The sequence below is a fragment of the Pontibacter pamirensis genome, assembly GCF_010015475.1.
Lineage (GTDB): Bacteria > Bacteroidota > Bacteroidia > Cytophagales > Hymenobacteraceae > Pontibacter > Pontibacter pamirensis.
Map to the genome: position 1 here is coordinate 1 of NZ_SSNI01000032.1, position 21,532 is coordinate 21,532.

Genomic DNA, 21,532 nt, shown 5'->3' on the forward strand with positions numbered 1-21,532 from the left:
CCAATGACAAACAGCTGCCTTACTCTTTTCCCCTTCTTCTTTTGCTTTTAAAGCTACAGACTCAGCCCTTCTTTGTAAAGACTATTTTAGGACTCTTGCACATCCATTCAAAGATAGGATGACAAAATAAAGCTTAAGTTGACGGCATTACCCCTAACCCCTTCTTATCCAAGGCAGGGAATCTGTAGTTGCTGGTTTGTAGGCTGTTTTTGCATTGCATCTGTTCTCCTTGATACAGAACAGATGCTAGTATATGTTGCGCCTGCTCTAAAGACCTCGCAGCGTGCGCAGCTCCTGCGAGCGTCTGCCACAGTAGCCTTTCTTACTCGTAACTCAGCACTCATTTCCTTATATTAGCAGCATTCAGAAAACATTAGCTGCGTAAAGTAGCTTACATGTACAATATTCGCACAGGCATGAACTACCAGAATACCCTCGCTTTCGCACAGGAGCAGGACCAGCAAGACCCGTTAAGGCATTTTAGAGACCGCTTTTACTTTCCGCAGGTAAACAAACAAGATGCTATTTACCTCTGTGGTAACTCCCTTGGCTTACAGCCGAAGTCGGCACAGATGTACATCGACAATGAAATGTATAAATGGGCCAACCTGGCGGTGGAGGGGCACTTTAAAGGAGAGGAACCTTGGGTGAACTATCACGAGCTGCTGGCTGGAGGTGCCGCCCGTGTGGTAGGTGCCAGAGAAAGTGAGGTAGTTATCATGAACCAGTTGACGGTGAACCTGCACCTCATGTTGGTCTCTTTCTACAGGCCGCAGGGCAAGCGCTTTAAAATTATCACGGAGGGAGGGGCTTTCCCCTCGGACCAGTATGCCCTGGAGACGCAAACCAGATTCCACGGCTATGACCCGGATGAAGCCGTGATAGAGCTTTTTCCGCGCGAGGGCGAGCATGCCCTGCGCACCGAAGACATCATCGAAAGCATAAAAGAACATGCCGACGAGCTGGCGCTGGTGATGATGGGGGGTATTAACTACTATACTGGACAGGTATTCGACATGGAGACCATCACAAAAGCAGGCCATGAGGCAGGCGCTTTTGTAGGTTTCGACCTGGCGCATGCTGCCGGTAACGTGCCCCTGCAACTGCACGACTGGGATGTGGATTTCGCCGTGTGGTGCAGCTACAAATACCTTAACTCCGGTCCGGGCGGCACTTCTGGGGTATATGTGCACGAGCGGTTTGGCAACGACCCCAGCATACCCCGCTTTGCAGGCTGGTGGGGGCACAATGCCCAAGAGCGCTTCCAGATGAAAAAGGGCTTTAAGCCGATGGAAGGCGCCGCAGGCTGGCAACTGAGCAACAGCCAGATTCTACCAATGGCCGTACATCGCGCTTCACTGGAACTGTTCGACGAGGCAGGCATGGAAAACCTTCGCGCCAAAAGTGAAAAACTCACAGGCTACCTGGAGTTCCTGATTGATGATGTACCGGTGGGGGAGGATGTGCTGGAGATGATTACGCCGCGCGACCCGCAGGCCCGTGGCTGCCAGATATCTTTGCTGGTTAAACAGAATTCCCGCCAGTTATTCGACAGGCTGATGGAGGCTGGCATTATCGTGGACTACCGGGAGCCAAACGTGATTCGGGTGGCTCCTACGCCACTTTACAACAGCTTTGAAGAAGTATATCGCTTTTCTGAAATCCTGCACGATTGCCTGCAAGGGCATTGATTATTTGTGAGGTTTATGCAGAAACGGAGAGGGAGTACGTAAACTACCTCTCCGTTTTGCGTTGTATAGCAGCAGAAGTTGCAGGTTTACCTTGCCGCCTGTTTTCAGTATACAACAGCAATTGTTAGTGCAGCCATAAAATCAGATATGAATTTTACGATTGAAGATATATTACTGAGTGCGTCTATTCTACTCTTTCTGAGCATCCTGATTAGTAAGAACCTGGGCAAGCTGGGCATTCCCTCACTGGCGCTTTTTTTAGGGGTAGGCGTGCTGGCCGGTTCGGAGGGTATTGGCGGTATCTACTTTGATGATTCCCAAACGGCGCAGTCGTTGGGAACCATAGCGCTGACCATTATTCTTTTCTCAGGCGGCTTGGACACGCGCTGGGAGAGCACTAGGCCCATCCTTTGGCGTGGCATCACGCTGTCTACGCTGGGGGTGTTGATTACGGCCATGCTGGTGGGGCTTTTTGCCACCTATGTATTAAACTTCACGCTGCTGGAGGGGCTGCTGTTGGGAGCCATCGTGTCCTCTACAGATGCAGCAGCTGTATTCTCTATTCTCCGCACCAGAAACATCGGCCTTAAGCACAACCTGCGGCCTACGCTGGAGCTGGAGTCCGGCAGTAACGACCCGATGGCCTATTTCCTGACCATTAGCTTTACCTTTCTGCTCACAAACGAGGAGGCCAGCATCTGGCAGTTGGTGCCCATGTTCTTCCTGCAGATGACGATTGGTGCCGTAATGGGTGTGGTGATGGGCCGCGTCATGGTCTGGACAATCAACCGCATCCGGCTGGACCAGGAGGGGCTTTACCCGGCGCTGACGCTGGCGATGGTGATTTTTACCTTTGCTTTCACAAACCTGATTAGCGGAAACGGTTTCCTGGCAGTGTATGTTTCGGCGGTTATCATGGGCAACCATAATTTTATACATAAGCGTAGCCTTACCAAGTTCTATGACGGCATTGCCTGGCTCATGCAAATCCTGATGTTCCTGACGCTGGGGTTGCTGGTGTTCCCGTCGCAAATGTTGCCTGTTATAGGCTCTGCCATCCTTATTTCGCTGTTCCTGATTCTGGTAGCCAGGCCGGTCAGCGTATTCATCGGTATGGCCTTCTTTAAAACGTCCTGGCAGGACAAGCTGTTTGTGTCGTGGGTAGGCCTCCGAGGGGCAGTGCCCATTGTGTTTGCCACGTACCCTTTGCTGGCCGGTGTAGAAAGGTCAAACATGATTTTCAACATCGTGTTTTTCATCGTGCTTACATCTGTTATGCTGCAGGGCACCACTTTAAAACTGGTAGCAGACTGGCTGAACCTGAGTGAGCAGGATAACAGCCCGAAGCGCGTGCAATTAGGCGAGGACTTAGGGTATAAGTCCAGCAGTTCGCTGGTAGAGCTCCATCTTCCTGGCAGCAGCTCCGCCGTTGGGAAACCATTGGTGGACCTGCAGTTGCCCAAAACTTCTTTGATTGTGCTAATAGACCGGGGCGGCAAGTTTGTAACACCAAACGGGGCCACAGAGCTGGCAGCAGGAGACAAACTGATGGTGATGGTCGACCAGGACGAGGCGTTACAGGAGGTAAATCAGGTGCTGGGGTTATAGTATTCAGTGCAGATGTGTATGGTTGCTAAGAACAACGGGTGAAAAATCAGGCTATATCAGGCATTACCGACAGAAGGAATAAGGATAGTGTAATCAATCATCCTGGCTCCATTTACCTAGCCATGTAAGGTTGATACTGCAATAACTTATTTGATACAGCAGCTAACAGTAACAAGAGAATCATGATCAGAGCCTACACAAGTAGAGATAAAGAGGAGCTTTTAGACCTGCTCCGGCTTAATACGCCACAATATTTCGATGCATCCGAAGAAGCGGACTTCATAGAATATCTTGACAATCGGTTGGAAGACTATTTTGTTGTAGAGGAGAAAGGGAGAGTCATCGGTTCGGGCGGCATCAATTACTTTTCGGAGTCTAAATTAGCCCGGATATCCTGGGACATCATTCACCCAGCCTTCCAGGGAAAAGGCGTTGGAAAACAACTGATGCTTCACCGAATTGAGCACATCAACAAGAATGCAGCTGTCAATCTAATTGTCGTCAGGACAACCCAATTCGTGTATAGGTTTTATGAGAAGATGGGGTTTGAGTTAGAAAAAACGGAGAAGGATTTTTGGGCAAAAGGATTTGATCTTTACCAAATGAAGATGACCTTGAAAGAGTAAGTTTTTTCATATAAGAATAGTTTTTCATTTAACCATCCTAAAATATATGACAGGTCCGAATAAAGACGATACTTTTCCCTTAGCCCACTACAACAGGCTTTGCTTCTTAAAGAATATCATTACCAACCCAAACATTGTAGTGGGCGATTATACCTACTATGATGATTTTGAAGATGTGCATAATTTTGAGAAGAACGTAAAGTATCATTTTGACTTTATAGGCGACAAACTGACCATCGGGAAGTTTTGTATGATAGCGTCAGGAGTCACCTTCATAATGAATGGGGCCAACCACCTGACAGACGCTATTACATCCTATCCATTCGCCATTTTTGGCAATGGCTGGCAGGATGCCATGAACCGAAAAGCCTACCCCAGCAAAGGCGACACGGTGATAGGAAACGATGTTTGGATAGGGTATAAAGCTACTATCATGGCAGGCGTAAAGATTGGTGACGGAGCAATAATTGCGGCTAATGCTACTGTAACCAGAGATGTAGCGCCTTATACTATTGTGGGAGGAAACCCGGCAAAAGAAATAAAAAAACGCTTTTCAGAAGAACAGATAAGCGAGTTGCTAGCCATAAAATGGTGGGACTGGGACATAGTGAAAATAACGCAGAACCTGCATCACCTAACGGGCAACAGCATAGGTAACCTGAGCGGTAGCGAATAAACAGCGCCTTCGGCAGGCATTCTTCGTTCGCTTTCCCCTTCACGACCTACACCTTCAAGCCTCATTCTCTTCAAGCTCCTTCAACTGCTTATAAAATCCTTTGCCACATTCGCCGACACTGCAATCTGTAGGCGGGTGCGTCCGTTTTCTTCGCCAGTTGGCGACAGCGCTATACTGGAACTACAGTTGTTATGCTAATCCTATGACGGACTGGTATCGTAGAGGAAAGAAATAGATTTTGTACGAAAACAAACAACTATGAAAGAAAATCGATTAAACTTATGGAAACCGCTTCGTTACGGGCTGTGCTGCTCGCTAATGATAAGCATGGTGGCTTGCGGTGGCGGTGAAGAAGCAGAAACTGCAATAGTAGGAGAGCCCACTGACGTAGAAGAAAGTGCCGGTGTAATGGATAATTGGGATACGGAGCGCTTTAGCTCCTCCATCACCTCGTCTGGCCGTTTTAATGGCTGGGACGAAAATGATGACAACATGCTGGATGAAAATGAGTTTTACAGCGGCTACTTCGATACCTGGGATGTAAACGACGATAACGTTCTGGACGAAGACGAATGGAACAATGCCACCAGTGACTTTGGAATGGAAAACCAGAACATGTCTGAATGGGATACCGATGGGGATAGCCAGATAAATGAAGGCGAGTTTCGTACCGCAGTTGCAAGAAGCAACTATTTTGGTGAGTGGGATGTAGACGGTGACAGTATGATTAATGAGCGGGAGTATTCAGATGGCATCTTTGGCCTTTGGGACAATGACCGGGATGGTGCGATTACGAACGAGGATTATGACAGAAGGTACAACAGGTACTATGGTTCCTGATAGCATTACAGGATTTGGAATATAAAAGAAAGCCTGCAGGTTTAAGCGCTGCAGGCTTTCTTGTGTTATTTGCTGAATGCTAACTCGCCTTCTGCTCTTTAATAAGGGAAAGACCTTGGTTCGCCTTTCACAAATTATACCTTCATTCCCTCTTCCCTGAATTCTCTCATCCGCCTGAAATAATCTTTAGCTGCCGCCATTACCTTCGGCGACAAAAGCAGGGCAGAAGTCATGGTCGGAATCGCCATCATGGCGTACATGCCATCAATCAAACTGATAACAGCGGTGATAGAAGCAGTGGCGCCCAGTATGATTGTAAACACATAAAAGTAGTTGTAATAGGACTTATACTTTGCCCCGAAAAGGAAGCCGAAGCATTTGGTGCCATAGTAGGAATAGGAGAAAAGCGAGGTAAAGGCGAAGACAAGCACACATAGCACCAGGATGTAGCTTCCGAAGCCAGGCATGGCATCGTCGAAAGCCGCTGCCGTTACTGTAACCCCATTGGCCTGCGCGTCGTCCCAGGTGCCTGTTACAATAATGGCTATGCCTGTGAGAGTACATACCACCAGTGTGTCGATGAGCGGGCCTAGCATGGCCACCAGGCCTTCCCGGATAGGCTCGTCAGTTTTGGCGGCACCGTGCATCATAGCGGCTGTGCCTATACCTGCCTCGTTGGAGAAGGCGGCCCTGCGTGCGCCGGCTATAATGATGGCTCCAACGGCTCCGCCCAGCATGGCTTCTGCGGTAAACGCATCTTTAAAAATCATGGCAAAAGCGCCCGGGATGCTGGTGTAATTGGCAAACATAATATAAAACACCGCAAGCATATACAGCACCACCATGCTCGGCACCATTTTGCCTGCCACCTGCCCGATGCGCTTTATACCCCCGAAAATAACAAGTGATGTGATGAGCACCAGTGTAAGCCCTGTAGCAAGGTCAGAGTAGAAAGTATCGGTAGAGCCGAGACCATTCGGCACCAGCACCACTTCGCGTATAACCTGTGTTAATTGGTTTGCCTGGAAAATAGGCAAGGCACCAAACAAGCCAGCAATGGAGAAAAATACCGCCAATGGTTTCCACTTCCTGCCCAATCCCTCTACGATGACATACATAGGGCCGCCTTCAAGGTGGCCGTTACTGTCTTTGCCGCGGTACATGACTGCCAGTGTGCAGGTAAAAAACTTAGTAGCCATGCCTACAAAAGCACTCACCCACATCCAGAACAAAACACCTGGGCCGCCCATGGTGATGGCTACTGCCACGCCGCTGATGTTACCCATGCCGACTGTAGCAGCCAGCGCACTCGAAAGCGCTTCAAAGTGATTGATATCGCCTGGGTCGTCCGGGTCGTCGTATTTGCCGCGCAGCACGTTAACCGAATGCCCCAGATAGCGGAAGGGCAGGAACCTGGAGTACAGCATGAAAAAGGTGCCGCCTCCCATGAGCAGGAGAAGCAAAGGCAGGCCCCAGGCGGCATTGCTGAAGGCAACTAAAAAATTTTCTATCGCTTCCAATATTTTACTCAATGTAGTGTCCAAAGGATAAAGATAGGCATGGAACAAGTGTTAATGCTAATCTGTGAGCCCTTATACCTGGTTTGGAATACGTATTTATAACAGGTTTTCTTGCGGAACTGCTCATTCAAGCCAGATTTTTAAATCACATCAGGATGTGATTTGGGTACAGTAAAGTCATCTAACACTCTGACTCTTCTTGTGTCTGCCTAAATATTAGAGCAACACAAATTAAAATACGTATGTATGCCTATTTGTAACAAGCACTGCTGTACGGCATCATGCAGCGCCTGTTAATAAGCTTGATGCCCTTCTTAAGTCTCTGAACTAAGGATAGAATATCAGATGGATGATTATATAATTGCAATGACTGTGGTAGGGCTGGCGGCTCTCTCCATGACCTGGGTGCCAACTTTGATGGAGAAAACACCTTTCTCGTACCCTATTGTGTATCTGTTGTTAGGAGTTTTCATGTACCTGTTGCCGTTAGGGCTGCCTTCCCCCGATCCGATTTGGCGGGAAGAATATGTGGTGCGGCTCACAGAGCTTAGTGTTATAATCTCGCTGATGGGAACAGGGCTAAAAATCCGGCGAAAGTTTGGTTTTAGGAGGTGGCGGATTCCGCTTCGGCTGGTGAGCATTACCATGTTGCTGAGCATTGCGGCCATTGCGTTCTTAGGGTGGACCTTCCTTGGCTTTTCTGTGGCAGGTGCTGTTTTGCTGGGTGCCGTACTGGCACCTACTGACCCTGTGCTGGCAGAGCAGGTGCAGGTGGGCCCGCCGGATGATAAAGAGGAGGATGTTGTACGCTTCTCACTTACGGCAGAAGCTGGGCTAAATGATGGCTCGGCTTTCCCTTTTACATGGCTGGCGGTGGTGCTGGCTATATCGGCAGGAACAGGTAGTGAGTGGTTTACAGATTGGGTTTTGCGGGACTTGCTGTATAGGATAATGGTAGGTGCCGGAGCGGGCTACCTGATAGGGCGCGGACTGGCCTACCTGCTGTTTTCTCTTCCCAAGAAAACTGGTTTTCCGAAGGCAAAGCATGGTTTCCTGGCACTTTCTGCTACACTAGCTACTTACGGAATAACCGAATTATTGCATGGCTATGGCTTTATTGCTGTGTTTGTAGCAGGGCTTACTGTAAGTAGCATTGAAGCAGAAGATGAATATAACATCGAGATGCACAATTTCATTAACCAGGTGGAGCGAATTGTCATGGTGATATTGCTGGTCTTGTTTGGCGGTAGTCTTGTGACTGGTATTTTAGACTACTTATCCTGGCAGGGTGCATTAATTGGTATCGTATTCTTGTTTCTTATCAGGCCAGTGACAGCATTGCCAAGTATGCTGGGTACTTACTCTACCTTAAAGGAGAAGCTGGCAGTTTCATTCTTTGGCATTCGGGGCATTGGCTCGTTCTTTTACCTGTCTTTTGCTTTAGATAAAATTGGCCTGCCAGAGGCCAATGAACTGTGGTCTGTTGTTGCGTTTATCGTGATGCTGTCTATTATACTACATGGTATAACCGCTACAAGTGTTATTTCAGCCCTGGATGTTGCGCGTAAGAAAAGCGGACGGCCTATTCCTAAACCTGATCAAACTCCTGATGAGATTTAATAAGAAGCAAACGGAGCCACTCCATCTTAGTTTACCAAACGCTATCCAATATAAATTTACCTGATTGCAAAAACTACCGCTACCTGACGCTGAAGTATACTATGCCCCGCAGCTTTTCAGCTTGGAAGAAAGTGATGCTTATTTCCGGGAGTTGGAGCAAAGTATAGGTTGGCAGCAGGAACACATCCGTATGTTCGGCAAGGAACTACTCATGCCGCGCCTCACTGCCTGGTACGGCGACAAAGGCTATACCTACTCCGGGCTTTTTAACGCACCGCAACCATGGCTGCCGGTGCTGCTGGAACTGAAGGAACGGGTAGAGCAGGCCAGTGGCAAAAGCTATAACAGCGTGCTCCTGAACTTTTACCGGAGCGGCACCGACAGCATGGGCTGGCACTCCGACGATGAAGCAGAACTAGGGAAAGATCCGGCTATTGCCAGCCTGAGCTTTGGCGGCGAGCGCCGGTTCAGTTTGAAGCACCGCACCCGCAAAGACCTGAAGCCAATAAGTATAACCCTCACTCACGGCAGTCTGCTGCTAATGCAAGGCCCTACGCAACACCACTGGTTACACCACATCCCCAAGACCAGACGCCCCGTACAACCACGCATCAACCTTACCTTCCGGAATGTGAGAGGCTAGCATTTTTGCCAATCCGGGCCGGAAGCCGTTACTTTACATCGTCAAGAGGCCCTGTGGCCTGCATACAATATGACCGAGAAGAAGAACATCGCCATCATGGGAGCCGGTTTGGTGGGCTCGTTGCTGTCTCTGTACCTGGCCAGGCGCGGCCATAAAATAGACCTGTACGAGCGCCGCCCGGACCTGCGCACCACCATTATAGATGTCGGCCGTTCCATCAACCTTGCCCTCAGCGACCGTGGCTGGCGTGCCCTTAAAGGCATTGGCATAGAGGAGGAGGTGCGCAAGGTTTCTATCCCGATGCGCCGGCGCGTGATGCACGATGAGCAGGGCAACCTCACCTTCCAGCCCTACGGTAAAGAGGAGCAGGCTATTTACTCTGTGTCCAGAGGCGGGCTGAACATGGCGCTGATGAACCTCTCGGAGCCGAACCCGGATATTGCGTACCACTTCAGCCGCCAGGCTTTGGATGTGAACCTGCGTACCAACGAGGTGCAGCTGCGCAACCTGACTTCCGGTGAATCGGAAACTATACAGCCAGACCTGCTTTTCGGGGCCGATGGCGCTTTTTCAGTGGTGCGGGGTGCGATGCAGAAGACCGAGCGCTTCAACTATGAGCAGCATTACCTGGAGTATGGCTATAAAGAGCTTACCATACCAGCCACGGCAGACGGTGGCTGGCCAATCGAAAAGAACGCGCTGCACATCTGGCCGCGCGGCAACTATATGATGATTGCCCTACCCAACATCGATGGCAGCTTTACCTGTACCCTTTTCTTCCCCTACGAGGGCGAACGCTCCTTTGCCAACATTAAAAGCGAGGCTGATTTGCTGAATTTCTTCAATGAAGTGTTCCCTGATGCCGTTCCCCTGATGCCGGAGCTGGCAAACGAGTACTTCGAAAATCCCGTTGGCTCTCTAGTCACTGTTAAATGTTTTCCATGGAGCTATGAAGGGAAATCGTTGCTGATAGGCGATGCCAGCCACGCGGTGGTTCCTTTCTACGGACAGGGTATGAATGCCGGTTTCGAAGACATCACGGTGCTGGACCAGATGCTGGAAAGCTTCGATGGAGAAAACTGGGAGGAGCTGTTCGATAAATTCGAGCGCCGCCGCAAACCCAATGCCGATGCCATTGCCGACCTTGCTGTGATGAACTTTATCGAGATGCGGGACAAAGTAGCCAAGCCGAGTTTCCTGCTCCGCAAAAAGATTGAAGGCAAAATATCAGAGCAGTACCCCGATATCTGGATCCCACTCTACGCTATGGTTACCTTCACTGATCTGCCTTATTCTTATGCCATGGAAACAGGTTTGAAGCAGGAGGAGATCATGAAGAAGGTGATGAAACACGTTAAAACCGTAGAGGATTACAATAGGCCGGAAGTGCAGCAGCTACTGGAGAAGCAGCTAATTCAGAAAGAAAAGCTGAAGAAGTATAAAAGATAACTTTATCTGTCCCTTGTATAATCTTGCTTCAAACAGAATTATGGCTAAAGCGGAGCCTGATGTTGTTGTAGATTCTGAACTTACGTGAGCCTATACCTGACCTGAGAAATTTCTATATGAAGCAGCTCCTTTCTTTCCTCATACTTTACCTGCTGGTGTTCTCTGCCTTCAGCCAGAAAAAAGAGGCGGTTGCTATTCAGTACATCACTATAAAGGATACTTTTCTTGTGAAGGAGGTCGAAAAGCTTATTCAGGAGGAAGTTAACAGAGAAGTAGACACTACGAGTACAGATAAAGTGTTTATTGAAAATTTCTTCAAAAAGGGGTTGGGCTATATAAAGATATTTGTTGAAGGTAACCTTAAGGGAGACACTACAGCCAGGTACTATATTGATACATCTTTAATGAGTATTAGAGAAGATGCTGCAGATAATGTATACCCTTCCTTTTATACCTACATAGGAAGCCGCTTGGTTCTTGTGTATTTACCTGTACTCGAAAGTGTTGCTGAATTGAACTTCTCTGAAAAGAGTAAGAAGAAGCTTCGTAAGAAAGTAGATGTTTTTCTGGAGAAACCGCAGGATATGACAGTTTACAACATGGACGGAAGTGTAGCTTTTAGAGACAAGAACTTCCGGATAGACTACTTTCGGTTTCATTCAGGAAAATACATCTACGTGCTGAAAAGCGGGCCTCCCATTGTAGTGCAAGATGGTCTCTAAAGTAACAAGCTTGCCGTAAAAGACTCAATTACCTGTCCAGCCAGGCTTTAAACGCCCGCACCTTCTCCCGGCTTACTACCACCTCTCCGGCAGGCCCCGTATGGTGCAGCTCCAATTTTAGGCGGCTGTTAGACCAGGTGATAATGTCTTTGATAGCCTTTTGCCGAACCAAATAGCTGCGGTTCACCCTGAAAAAGATATCCGGGTTTACTAGTTGCTCTACCTGCTCCATGGTATAGTCAATCGCATAACGCTTCCCACTGACGCATTGCAGGAAAGTTCCTTTCTCATAGCTATAGAACGAGGCCACCTCCTCTATCGGAATCATGTGCAGGTGCTCTCCCACTTTCACCACAAACTGGTTCTTGTAGTTCTTTTTGCCGCTAAGTAATTGTATAGCCTCCTCCAGTGCGCCCGGTTGCGGGAAGGCAGCTGTGCTGGAGTGGCTGATTTTCCTGAATTTCTCCAGTGCAGCCTGCAGTTCATCCGCATCAATAGGCTTGAGCAGGTAATCGATGCTGTTTACTTTGAAAGCTTTGATGGCGTAGGCGTCGTAAGCCGTGGTGAAAATGACTGGCACCTCCACCGGCACCTGCTCAAATATCTCGAAGCTCAGCCCGTCAGCCAGTTGTATGTCCATGAAGACAAGGTCGAGTTGCGGCCTGAGCCCGAGTATTTCCACGGCTCTGCGTACGGAAGGTACAGTGGCCACTGTTTCTATGCTGGCATCACACGCTTGCAGCATGCTCGTTAACCGTTCAGCTGCCAGCCTCTCGTCTTCGATAATCAGTGCCCGCATTATGCCTTAAAGTTTAAGGTTGGAATTTTAGCGATAAAGTCCTGCGCCGTTTGCTGGATCAGCACAGGCTTGCCTGTGAGATACCCGTAGCGTGCCTCGATGTTAGCTAGACCAGTACCGGTAGACTCCTCACGGATGCGGCGCTCCTGCCGGTTGTTCTTTACCACAATATACTTCTGGTCCAGGTATAAACTAATCTTCAGCGGCTCCTCTTCCAGCGCCACGTTGTGCTTAATGGCATTTTCCAGCAGCATCTGAAGCGCCAGCGGCACTACCAGCAGGCTTGTGTCCTGCGGCAGATCATTGTACAGCAGCAGGGCATTGCCATGGCGAATCTTCTGCAGGTATATGTAAGACTCTAGAAAATACAGCTCCTCCGGCAGCGGCACTACCTCTTTCTGGCGGCTGTCGAGCACGTAGCGGTACACCTCGGAGAGCTTCCGGATAAACTTTACCGCCTGCTGCTGGTCTGTTTCTACCAGGCTGGTAAGCACATTGAGGCTGTTGAACAGGAAGTGCGGGTTTACCTGTGCTTTCAGCGACTCGTACTGCGAGGCGATATTTTCCTTCTGCAGCCTTTCAGCATTGATGGCCATTTGCCGCCAGCCCAGTAGAAAGGAGCGGCTGTGCATGGTCAGGGAGATGATGAAGGTGATAAACAGCGGGCCGTATACATTATTTCTTAGCGCCTGCGGCCCCAGTTCCTGAAACTGAATGCCTTTCAAAGCCAGGAAAACTGCATTGATGAAGACAGTAACGACAGTTGAAACCACCAACATGCCCACAATGCTCAAAACTAACCTCTTGCCTAGGTTTTCTAACCATGGCAGGTATTTGTTCAGCACAAGGGCAAGCTGTTTGTTGGCCTGCCACAGCCCCACGAACATTACAAACGAGAAGGTAATAGTATAGGTGGTCTGCTTCAGGTCGTTTAGAAAGCAGCTGGGGCAGATGATAAATACGATAGCCGTAATAGCGGCCAGTAAAAAGGCCAGCTGCTTCAGGAGCTTCCGCAGTTTGCCAGGGGCAGCATCCCTGGCAGGAGTTGTCACTTCCCCTGAGGTTTGATTGGTGGCTATGGGCTTGTCTTTGAGTAGTGCCATCGAAAAGTCTAAATCTTAATTTACTTATTTGCAGCGGTTTTTACTATCGCCTGCTCGTTTGTGGTTTTTCCTCGTTTGGCTTTCAGTTTATACTTCGTGATGAAAAAGCTGATAACGGCAGAGCCAATAACGGTTGGCCCCAGCCAGGCGACCACGGACGGAAGCACTGTGTTGTTCACCACCAGGAAAGCAGTAAAAGCAGCAATGTTGCCTGCCACCATGCGGGTGATGTGGTCGTAGAGCCAGAAGTTTTTATCAGCGGGAGCCTTGGTGTATTTGCGGATATCACTAACTGCCAACGCCAGTGCTATACTTCCGAAAACTACCGACACAATTCCGTTGCTACTGCTGATGCTCTTAACGCCAGTATATATAAAGTATGCAGCGAATACTGCCATGGTAAGTGTAATTACCCAATCCAGCAATTGTGGCTTTTGCCCTTTCACCAGGCCTTTCAGGTACAGTACCCGGTAGCCGGAGCTAACCAGGTAGGCGCTGAAAACCCCGATAATGAGTAGGAAGGGGCTGTGGTGGTTTGGCAAAACAGCCATGGCAACAGCTGTAACCGCCACCAGCATCATCGCATAAAAGAACACCCTGCCCGTGAGGCGGTGGTGTCTGCCGCCCTTCCTGTTGAACATAGACATAGGCCCTGAAATCAAGCTGATGGCACCTGCTGCAATGTGGAGGATGAGGAGCGGTGTAAATAAAGTTTCCATGGCAATTCTCGTTTTCTGGTTAGGATTTATACCAAAGGTGCAAAAGCCTATGTCCTTCCTAAACTATAAGTAGATGAACTGTCGAATCAGGTGGATGAAGTGTAGCATGAGGTAAAGCGATATATCCTGTTCCTGCTGGTAGGAGCGTAGCACAACTATTTGTACTAAAAACAGGTATAAATTAGCGGGTAACCGGAAATTTGACCTGCCTGATTATAATTTATTTAACACCTCTTAATTATCTAATTCAGAATCTTATGAGCTTATTTAATAAACTGAAGGGGGCAGCTATTGCTGCGCTCATACTAGGCTTTTCTGCTGCCGGTACAGTAGCAACAGCACAGCAAGCCACGCCTCCGGTGCAACAGGGAGCGCAGCAGAACTTTTCAGATGCTGATCTGAAGCAATTTGCAGATGCCAGCAGCCGCCTGATGCTGGTGCAGCAGGAAGGTGAGAAAACAATGCTGGGTATTCTGCAGGAAGAAAACCTGAGCATTGATAAATTTAACGAAATGGCACAGGCGCATCAGCAGCAAAAGCTAACCGAAGTGGATGCCACAGCAGAAGAAATGGCTGCTTTTAATAAGGCTGCGCAGCGCATGATGGAGATGCAGCCTGAAATGCAGAAAGAAGTGGAGACTGCCATACAGAAAGACGGCATGACCCTGGAGAAGTATGAGCAGATTATGATGGCTTACCGCCAGGACCCTGCACTGCAGGAGAGGGTAAACCAAATGATGGGGCAGCAGTAAACACGCCGCCTTTATCCATACCTACATACCTAATTAAAAAGCCCCGCCATACCTGGCGGGGCTTTAAACTTTTAGCGGAGCTTACTTATTCTAGATTACTTTTGCTTGTCCTGCTCCTGGCCGTGTGCAAATTCCATAATCCGGAAAGTTCTGGCCTTGCGGTCATAGTAACCATAGTGCAACTTATCGCCGTAGCGGTATACGGTCTTAAACTCGGGCTCTGGCTTTAGATCCTGCTCAAAGTTCTCGATTTTTTCCTGCAGTACTTCCGACTCTGCCTTCGACTCTACCTTTGCTAAATCATCAGCACTAAGCACAGACCTGAAGTAGGTGCTGGTGCCTGGTCCTGAGTTGAAACCGCTTCCCTGGCCATACGGGTCATAGAAGTAACGGCTGTAGTATGGCGAGTTCATGTAATAATTCGGGATAGTGTAAGCAGGCGTCCAGCGGCCCGGCACCATCATCAGTCCGCGCGATGTTCTAACATAGCGGTCTGGCGTGCGGACCATTCGGCTATCGTCGTTACGGCCGTTTCTTTCTGATGGCGCTTTATAAGAACCAATCGTCAATTGAAGCGTGCTGTCGCTGAAGGCATCCACCGTAATGGCCGGTACACCGTTAGCCAGGTTCTTCATCACCTTTGATGTCTTCTCTATTACCGACTTATCAGAAGAGAAGATGGACTTAGCGCCGCGCTGCTGTACAGGCGTAGACTTGATGGCTATCTCCTCATCGCCGCTATATGCGTACTCCTTAATCGGCTTTAGGGTGTTAAAATCGAATGCTGTTAGCCGAAACTTGTCTTTCTCCAGTTGTACCCTGAACAACTTATCCTTATGCAGGAAAGAGTTAAAGGTGGGCGTATTGCCTTGCTCAACTGCCGGAAGGGTGCGGTAGTTTGTCTCACCTGTGCTCCAGTCCAGCGTCAGGACCTCGGTAGTGGTCTCTTTCTTTCCTTTGCCTTTCAGGTCAAACCCGTCAAAAATCATATAGATTTTCTCGCCCCGGATATAGATTTTGCTGCGGTGATGCCCCGTAAACACATTTTGCTCAATGTTGTCGCTTACATAGATAAGGTCTGTTTCGCGGGCATAGCGGTCGCGGGTGCGCGGCATCTCAGGCTTGAAAGCCCTGTGTTCTAAGCGGGCTGCTTCCTCATCATTGTCGCGGTACAGGTGCAGGTTGTTGTCCTTATCGGTGTAGAGCATATAAAAGTGCTCCTTATTGCCGAAACCGCCCAGGAAATTAGCATTGCGGGCAACCTGCAACTGCTCGTCCTGCATGCTGCGGAAGGCTCCTGTTCTGCGGTGAACTGCAAAGGGGCGCACATACTCCCGGCGGCCGTTTGTATAGCGGCTGTAGAAGATGAACTCATCATCTGTTACGCGTGTGCCCAGAATCTGTGGCTCCTGCGACATGCGGTACGGAATATCGTGCTGCGCAATTTGCTTTCCGTCTGGTGAGAGCAACGAAAAGTTCAGTCTGCCGCCTTGGTAAAAGTAAATAACCACATTACCGCTCTCGTCTGCTACCGTTACTAAATCCTCGGCGCGGTTCATGGGAAGGTCTATATTTGCGAACTCTGTCTGAGCATTTGCCACGGTAGCTACGGCACCCATTAAGAGCAGGCTTAGAAATATCTTACGCATAGTATAAAGGCTTGATTGTTACAAGTGTAACGTACAAATTTTTGGCCAAAGTATACAAAATCAGCAGGTAAGCGTAAAAATTTTTAAGTGAGCCTGTTTGATGTTACGGTTGCTTATTCTAACGCTCTACATGCTCTCTTTCTATTGTGGTGCAGTTTCAGTGAACATAACCAGCTTTAAAGCTTTCTCATCTTTGTCTTCATAAACCATATAAGCTTTGCCGTTGTTTCGGAAATGTGTCTTAACGCCCACGGTGGTATTTATGCGGCGCAGTACTTCCTCGTAGGCTTCTAACTGGTCCTGTAGTGATGTAAACTTTGCGTTTTCTGTCTTTTGATATGTATCCGCATCCACAAAGGCTTTGAAGAAGGTACTTACTCCACTGCTATGGGTAGAGGTTCCTGGTGTTCCCATATACCTCCAGGTAGTAGGTGCGGGCACCATGCCACCTGGCGTTGAAAAGGAACCTCCGCCCACTGGCATCATCATACCGCCCCCGCTATACTGGACGGCTTCTTTATAGGAACCTACGGTAAGTTGAAGCACTTTATTGCCTAAGTCCTCTACCACTATAGCAGGCTTGCCTTTGTCCATCTTGTGGAGCACCTGGCTTGTTTTTACCAGCACTTTATTATCTGTATAAGAGTTATCAGCCACTCCGAGCATAGTTACTGGCGTAGACTTCAACGTTAGCTCATTGTCTTTCCTGAACAAATAAGCAGCTAACGGCTCTGTGGTATGCAGATCAAAAACAGTGATTCCAAGGTCGTGATGGCTTAAAAATAACCTGAAAATACGACCCTTAAAAAGGTATGAGTTAAAATCAGAAGAAGCTGCTATGGGCAGATCAGGGAGTTTGATAAGTTGTGAGGTGCCAGCGCTAATGTCAAGCTCCAGAATCTCAGTAGTGGCTTTTGTACTGTGTACAGGTGTATAGGCATCGAACACAAAATAAAGTTTGTTGCCTTGCTTGTACACTTTCTTTTGGTGATGTGTCGCAAAAACAGTTTTGGCTGTTTGATCATTTATGTAGATGATATCACCGTAGCGCAAAAAATGATCTGATGCGTTGTCGATGTTTACTGGTATCGTACTTAGGTGCTGCTGACCGGCCGTATCAATACGGACTACTTGTACACTACTTGGTTTTTTGAGGTAGTAGAGCATAACTACTTCATTTCCTTCAACGAAGCTGGTGACATACTTACTTTTCGGGTCAATGTTCAAGGTTATGGCAGGCAGGGAGGTAGAAAGACCAGTGCTTTTCTCTACCTGAAAACCAAGCACTCTATGCGTGGTCGCTTTTTTGTTGAAGCGATAAAAGTTAAAATGCTGTGGCCTTACTGAAACTCCGATTAGTTCCTGATTGGTAAATAGAACCGGATAGTGTTTTGCTTTTGACAGCACTTGCCCCTCCGGTGATAAACTTATTAACTGAACTGTGCTGGAATGTTGAAGTGAGTCGTCGCTGGTTATTTGAAGGCAAATGTTGCCTGCCTCGTCTGCTGCTTGCGCAATTCCGTTCACTGAGTTAACAGGCATCGGCAATTCTGAAAGTAGCACTACGGCCACCTCCTCCTGCGCCAGTGCCGCCATAGGCAATAGCAAGCCCAGCATAAGCTTGTAAAGTTTGTTCATCGCTTTTTCACAATTAATTGGGAGTCTAAATATATGGAAGATTATATTTATTGTATTGGTCGAATAAAAAAAGCCCGGCTGTTACAGCCGGGCTTTTTTTTAAGGTACAAAAGGATTTTAGAACTCAGCGTTCTGCGGCGTTCTCGGGAAAGGGATCACGTCGCGGATGTTGCCCATGCCAGTTACAAACTGCACCATGCGCTCAAAGCCTAAGCCAAAGCCAGCGTGTGGGCAGCCTCCGAAGCGGCGGGTATCCAGGTACCACCACAGGTCCTCTTCATGTATGCCTACGCCTTTCATGCGTTCAACCAATACATCCAGGCGCTCCTCACGCTGCGAGCCACCCACTATCTCACCGATGCCCGGTGCCAGGATGTCCATGGCGGCTACTGTTTTACCGTCGTCGTTCACACGCATGTAAAAGGCCTTGATGTCCTTCGGGTAGTCCGTCACGATCACTGGCTTTTTGAAATGTTTCTCCACCAGGTAGCGTTCGTGCTCGCTCTGAAGGTCTACACCCCAGCTCACCTCATACTGGAACTTCTTCTTCTTGTAGTGGTTTGAGTTCAGCAGGATATCGATGGCCTCGGTATACGTAACACGCTCAAAGCTGCTGTTCACCACAAACTCAAGCTTCTCCAGCAAAGTCATTTCCTGGCGCTCGTTCTGTGGCTTGCTCTTGTCTTCTTCTACCAGGCGCTGGCCCAGGAACTCGATGTCCTCGCGGTTGTTTTGCAGCGCATAGCGGATGATGTATTTGATAAACTCCTCCGCCAGGTCTGCGTTCATTTTCAGGTTGTAGAAAGCCATCTCCGGCTCAATCATCCAGAACTCAGCCAGGTGGCGCGTGGTGTTCGAATTTTCAGCTCTAAAAGTAGGTCCGAACGTATAGATATCGCTGAAAGCCATGGCAGCCAGTTCTCCTTCTAACTGCCCGGACACCGTCAGGTTAGTGGCTTTGCCGAAGAAGTCTTCTTCAAAGTTGATTTTGCCTTCCTCGGTGCGTGGTGGGTTATCCAGGTCCAGCGTCGTCACGCGGAACATCTCACCGGCACCCTCAGCATCAGAAGCGGTTACGATGGGTGTATGCATGTATACGAACCCCTTCTCGTTAAAGAACCTGTGTACCGCAAAAGCCAGTGAGTTACGCACTCTGAAAACTGCCCCAAACGTGTTCGTGCGGAAGCGCAGGTGCGCGATTTCACGCAGGAACTCCAGCGAGTGCGCTTTCTTCTGCAGCGGGTAAGTCTCCGGGTCGGCTTTGCCCAGCACTTCAATAGCGCTGGCCTGAATCTCGTAGGCCTGTCCCTTGCCCTGCGATGCCACCAACTCACCGGTCACAGCAATGGCCGCACCTGTAGTTACATCCTTCAGAACCTCTTCGCTGAATTTTTCAGTGTCGGCTACTACCTGTAAATTATGGATGGTGGAGCCGTCGTTCACGGCGATAAAGCTTACGAACTTGTTGCCGCGCTTGGTGCGCACCCAGCCTTTCAGCAGTACCTCTTTGCCTGCTTCGGCACCCGTTAGCAGGTCTTTTACTTTTGTGCGTTGCATGTGTTCGGTTATAATAGAGTATTAGCACACAAGTAGCAGGATACAAGACGAACGGACTATTTGTACCTTCTGATTCGCATAGTCCGGTAGGCGGCACAGGTGTTATCCTGAACAAGCATAACGGTATGAGGTGTTACTGTTACAATACGGAGTGTAACAGCATCCCCTGCTCACGTAGGCAATTTATAGTAACAAAGTCTTGTGTCTTATATCCTGCTACTTGTGTCTTCTTAAATTCCCTCAAAGTAACGATATTTTAACCTTTTTTGTAAATGCGAGTAAAATTATCCTAAATTTGAATGTGCACTTAAAAGCATTTTTTCTCACATAAACTTATGCAGCGACTCGATTTAAGACAACTTTTATCTCAGAAGCTATCGCCGCAGCAGATACAATTTATCAAGCTGCTGCAGATACCTACTGTTGAGTTAGAAGCGCGCATAAAAGAAGAAATGGAGATAAACCCTGCTTTAGAGGAGGGGCGTGAAGAATCTGCCGAAGAGTATAATGAGTCAGATGACTACGAAGGCGAAGAGGAATACGGCAAAGACGATGTTGATCTGAATGATTACCTGAATGACGACGAGATAAGCGGCTATAAAATGCAGGGAGATCGCGGCGGTGATGATGAGGACAAGGAGATGCCGATAGCTATGACCTCTACCCTCACCGACTCGCTAATGGACCAGTTAGGCTTCCTGGACCTGGACGACAGGCAATATGCCATTGGGATGCAGCTTATCGGCAGCATCGACCATGACGGTTACATCCGCCGTGACCTGAGCGCCATTGCCAACGACCTGGCCTTCTCGCAGAACATCGAGACGGGCGAAGAGGAGATTGAGCAGATGCTGCACCTGATCCAGGGCTTTGACCCTGCCGGTATTGCCGCCCGCGACCTTCCTGAGTGCCTCCTGATACAACTCGAGCGCCGGGAGCAGGATCCAATTACCGTACTGGCGGAACGGATTATTCGGGAGTCGTTTGAAGAGTTCACGAAGAAGCACTATCAGAAGATACAGAGCAAATTCAACATCTCGGAAGACGAGCTGAAGAAATCCATTGACCTGATTATCAGGTTAAACCCGAAGCCGGGTGGTGCGGGTGCCAGCATGACGCGGGTGCAGTACATTATCCCGGATTTTATACTCAATAATGAGAACGGGCAACTGCAGCTATCGCTGAATTCGCGCAACGCCCCTGACCTGCGCATCAGCCGCTCTTACTCCGACATGTTTGATGCCTATGACAAGTCAGACAAAAAGGATAAGAAGCTGAAGGAGACGGTGACCTTTGTGAAGCAGAAGCTGGATGCCGCCAAGTGGTTTATAGATGCTATCAGGCAGCGCCAGAACACGCTGCTGCGCACTATGGAGGCCATCATCAAATACCAGCACAACTTTTTCCTGGAGGGCGACGAAAGCGAACTGCGCCCGATGATTCTGAAAGACATTGCCGAGGAAATTGGGATGGATATCAGTACCGTGAGCCGCGTGGCCAACAGCAAAGCCGTGCAGACAGAGTTCGGTATTTACCCGCTCAAGTACTTCTTCTCAGAGGGTATAGCCACTGATTCCGGCGAGGACGCCAGCAGCCGCGAGGTAAAGCACATCCTGAAAGAGATAATTGAAGGTGAGAGCAAGCGCAAGCCACTCTCTGATGAGAAAATTGAGAAGATGCTGAACGACAAAGGCTATAACATTGCCCGCCGTACCGTCGCCAAATACCGGGAGCAGCTCAACATACCCGTAGCCCGCCTGCGCAAAGAGTTGTAGGAGCTGTGCCGCCGAACTGTATGTTCCTTTCACTCCAAAAGAATGTATGTCGTTCCTCTGCCATGTCAGTGTTACATGCTGATAGAGTATAGTGTCTTGCTACGTGCGTCGCTTCATCATAGCTAACCAAAGCTGCAGTTTATCA

General features: G+C 48.8%; 18 protein-coding genes. 11 read left to right on the forward strand and 7 right to left on the reverse strand.

The annotated features are described in order from the left end of the window. Nucleotides 1-416: 416 nt before the first annotated feature. The 5 genes from kynU to E1919_RS20460 all read left to right on the forward strand — a co-directional run bounded on the left by kynU (nucleotide 417) and on the right by E1919_RS20460 (nucleotide 5,441). On the forward strand, nucleotides 417-1,691 hold the full coding sequence (gene kynU, locus E1919_RS20440) for a kynureninase (RefSeq protein ID WP_162055351.1): 1,275 nt from the start codon (nucleotides 417-419) through the stop codon (nucleotides 1,689-1,691). A gap of 147 nt (nucleotides 1,692-1,838) precedes the next feature. Continuing rightward, nucleotides 1,839-3,299, forward strand: coding sequence for a potassium/proton antiporter (locus E1919_RS20445; RefSeq protein ID WP_162055285.1), 1,461 nt, complete (start codon nucleotides 1,839-1,841; stop codon nucleotides 3,297-3,299). Between the two features lie 182 nt (nucleotides 3,300-3,481). Continuing rightward, nucleotides 3,482-3,925, forward strand: coding sequence for a GNAT family N-acetyltransferase (locus tag E1919_RS20450; RefSeq protein WP_162055286.1), 444 nt, complete (start codon nucleotides 3,482-3,484; stop codon nucleotides 3,923-3,925). A gap of 46 nt (nucleotides 3,926-3,971) precedes the next feature. Further along, a complete protein-coding gene (locus E1919_RS20455; RefSeq protein ID WP_162055287.1) occupies nucleotides 3,972-4,601 on the forward strand; it encodes a CatB-related O-acetyltransferase in 630 nt (209 codons plus the stop codon). Between the two features lie 258 nt (nucleotides 4,602-4,859). Next, nucleotides 4,860-5,441, forward strand: a complete 582-nt coding sequence (locus E1919_RS20460; RefSeq protein ID WP_162055288.1) for an EF-hand domain-containing protein — start codon at nucleotides 4,860-4,862, stop codon at nucleotides 5,439-5,441. A 134-nt stretch (nucleotides 5,442-5,575) separates the two neighbouring features. On the opposite strand, the gene E1919_RS20465 is transcribed toward E1919_RS20460, so the two are convergent. Next, the gene (locus E1919_RS20465; protein ID WP_202915958.1) at nucleotides 5,576-6,952 is read right to left on the reverse strand and encodes an alanine/glycine:cation symporter family protein; all 1,377 of its coding nucleotides are present in this window, start codon (nucleotides 6,950-6,952) and stop codon (nucleotides 5,576-5,578) included. Nucleotides 6,953-7,306: 354 nt separating this feature from the next. Between E1919_RS20465 and E1919_RS20470 the strand changes: the two genes are divergently transcribed. The 4 genes from E1919_RS20470 (at nucleotide 7,307) to E1919_RS20485 (ending at nucleotide 11,395) form a co-directional block, all read left to right on the forward strand. Beyond that, nucleotides 7,307-8,581 (forward strand): cation:proton antiporter, encoded by a 1,275-nt coding sequence (locus E1919_RS20470; RefSeq protein WP_237144720.1) that lies wholly within the window; start codon nucleotides 7,307-7,309, stop codon nucleotides 8,579-8,581. Nucleotides 8,582-8,645: 64 nt separating this feature from the next. Then, entirely contained in the window at nucleotides 8,646-9,224 is a 579-nt protein-coding gene (locus E1919_RS20475; RefSeq protein WP_162055290.1) for an alpha-ketoglutarate-dependent dioxygenase AlkB family protein, read from the forward strand. 69 nt (nucleotides 9,225-9,293) lie between these two features. Further along, nucleotides 9,294-10,673, forward strand: a complete 1,380-nt coding sequence (locus E1919_RS20480) for an FAD-dependent oxidoreductase (protein ID WP_162055291.1) — start codon at nucleotides 9,294-9,296, stop codon at nucleotides 10,671-10,673. 116 nt (nucleotides 10,674-10,789) lie between these two features. Further along, on the forward strand, nucleotides 10,790-11,395 hold the full coding sequence (locus E1919_RS20485) for a hypothetical protein (protein WP_162055292.1): 606 nt from the start codon (nucleotides 10,790-10,792) through the stop codon (nucleotides 11,393-11,395). A gap of 28 nt (nucleotides 11,396-11,423) precedes the next feature. On the opposite strand, the gene E1919_RS20490 is transcribed toward E1919_RS20485, so the two are convergent. The 3 genes from E1919_RS20490 to E1919_RS20500 are packed head-to-tail and all read right to left on the reverse strand — an operon-like array spanning nucleotide 11,424 to nucleotide 14,016. Beyond that, nucleotides 11,424-12,194, reverse strand: a complete 771-nt coding sequence (locus tag E1919_RS20490) for a LytR/AlgR family response regulator transcription factor (protein ID WP_162055293.1) — start codon at nucleotides 12,192-12,194, stop codon at nucleotides 11,424-11,426. Further along, nucleotides 12,194-13,297: a sensor histidine kinase gene (locus tag E1919_RS20495; RefSeq protein ID WP_162055294.1), complete on the reverse strand. Its 1,104-nt coding sequence runs from the start codon at nucleotides 13,295-13,297 to the stop codon at nucleotides 12,194-12,196. The genes E1919_RS20490 and E1919_RS20495 overlap by 1 nt, the downstream gene beginning before the upstream one ends. Nucleotides 13,298-13,317: 20 nt before the next feature. Then, nucleotides 13,318-14,016, reverse strand: coding sequence for a DUF2306 domain-containing protein (locus tag E1919_RS20500; RefSeq protein ID WP_162055295.1), 699 nt, complete (start codon nucleotides 14,014-14,016; stop codon nucleotides 13,318-13,320). Between the two features lie 257 nt (nucleotides 14,017-14,273). On the opposite strand from E1919_RS20500, the gene E1919_RS20505 reads away from it, so the two are divergent. After that, the gene (locus E1919_RS20505; RefSeq protein ID WP_162055296.1) at nucleotides 14,274-14,768 is read left to right on the forward strand and encodes a DUF4168 domain-containing protein; all 495 of its coding nucleotides are present in this window, start codon (nucleotides 14,274-14,276) and stop codon (nucleotides 14,766-14,768) included. Nucleotides 14,769-14,863: 95 nt separating this feature from the next. Here the strand turns inward: E1919_RS20505 and E1919_RS20510 are convergent, their stop codons facing one another. From E1919_RS20510 to asnS, 3 genes are all read right to left on the reverse strand, one after another. Next, nucleotides 14,864-16,417 (reverse strand): hypothetical protein, encoded by a 1,554-nt coding sequence (locus E1919_RS20510; RefSeq protein ID WP_162055297.1) that lies wholly within the window; start codon nucleotides 16,415-16,417, stop codon nucleotides 14,864-14,866. A gap of 141 nt (nucleotides 16,418-16,558) precedes the next feature. After that, nucleotides 16,559-18,055, reverse strand: coding sequence for a hypothetical protein (locus E1919_RS20515; protein ID WP_162055298.1), 1,497 nt, complete (start codon nucleotides 18,053-18,055; stop codon nucleotides 16,559-16,561). A gap of 117 nt (nucleotides 18,056-18,172) precedes the next feature. Continuing rightward, nucleotides 18,173-19,612, reverse strand: a complete 1,440-nt coding sequence (gene asnS, locus E1919_RS20520; RefSeq protein WP_162055299.1) for an asparagine--tRNA ligase — start codon at nucleotides 19,610-19,612, stop codon at nucleotides 18,173-18,175. A 335-nt stretch (nucleotides 19,613-19,947) separates the two neighbouring features. On the opposite strand from asnS, the gene rpoN reads away from it, so the two are divergent. Beyond that, nucleotides 19,948-21,387: an RNA polymerase factor sigma-54 gene (rpoN, locus tag E1919_RS20525; protein WP_162055300.1), complete on the forward strand. Its 1,440-nt coding sequence runs from the start codon at nucleotides 19,948-19,950 to the stop codon at nucleotides 21,385-21,387. Nucleotides 21,388-21,532: the final 145 nt, after the last annotated feature.

Coding starts and splice junctions, on each gene's coding strand:
- kynU (WP_162055351.1), top strand. CDS start 417: ATGAACTACCAGAATACCCTCGCTTTCGCACAGGAGCAGGACCAGCAA.
- E1919_RS20445 (WP_162055285.1), top strand. CDS start 1,839: ATGAATTTTACGATTGAAGATATATTACTGAGTGCGTCTATTCTACTC.
- E1919_RS20450 (WP_162055286.1), top strand. CDS start 3,482: ATGATCAGAGCCTACACAAGTAGAGATAAAGAGGAGCTTTTAGACCTG.
- E1919_RS20455 (WP_162055287.1), top strand. CDS start 3,972: ATGACAGGTCCGAATAAAGACGATACTTTTCCCTTAGCCCACTACAAC.
- E1919_RS20460 (WP_162055288.1), top strand. CDS start 4,860: ATGAAAGAAAATCGATTAAACTTATGGAAACCGCTTCGTTACGGGCTG.
- E1919_RS20470 (WP_237144720.1), top strand. CDS start 7,307: ATGGATGATTATATAATTGCAATGACTGTGGTAGGGCTGGCGGCTCTC.
- E1919_RS20480 (WP_162055291.1), top strand. CDS start 9,294: ATGACCGAGAAGAAGAACATCGCCATCATGGGAGCCGGTTTGGTGGGC.
- E1919_RS20485 (WP_162055292.1), top strand. CDS start 10,790: ATGAAGCAGCTCCTTTCTTTCCTCATACTTTACCTGCTGGTGTTCTCT.
- E1919_RS20490 (WP_162055293.1), bottom strand. CDS start 12,194: ATGCGGGCACTGATTATCGAAGACGAGAGGCTGGCAGCTGAACGGTTA.
- E1919_RS20495 (WP_162055294.1), bottom strand. CDS start 13,297: ATGGCACTACTCAAAGACAAGCCCATAGCCACCAATCAAACCTCAGGG.
- E1919_RS20500 (WP_162055295.1), bottom strand. CDS start 14,016: ATGGAAACTTTATTTACACCGCTCCTCATCCTCCACATTGCAGCAGGT.
- E1919_RS20505 (WP_162055296.1), top strand. CDS start 14,274: ATGAGCTTATTTAATAAACTGAAGGGGGCAGCTATTGCTGCGCTCATA.
- E1919_RS20510 (WP_162055297.1), bottom strand. CDS start 16,417: ATGCGTAAGATATTTCTAAGCCTGCTCTTAATGGGTGCCGTAGCTACC.
- E1919_RS20515 (WP_162055298.1), bottom strand. CDS start 18,055: ATGAACAAACTTTACAAGCTTATGCTGGGCTTGCTATTGCCTATGGCG.
- asnS (WP_162055299.1), bottom strand. CDS start 19,612: ATGCAACGCACAAAAGTAAAAGACCTGCTAACGGGTGCCGAAGCAGGC.
- rpoN (WP_162055300.1), top strand. CDS start 19,948: ATGCAGCGACTCGATTTAAGACAACTTTTATCTCAGAAGCTATCGCCG.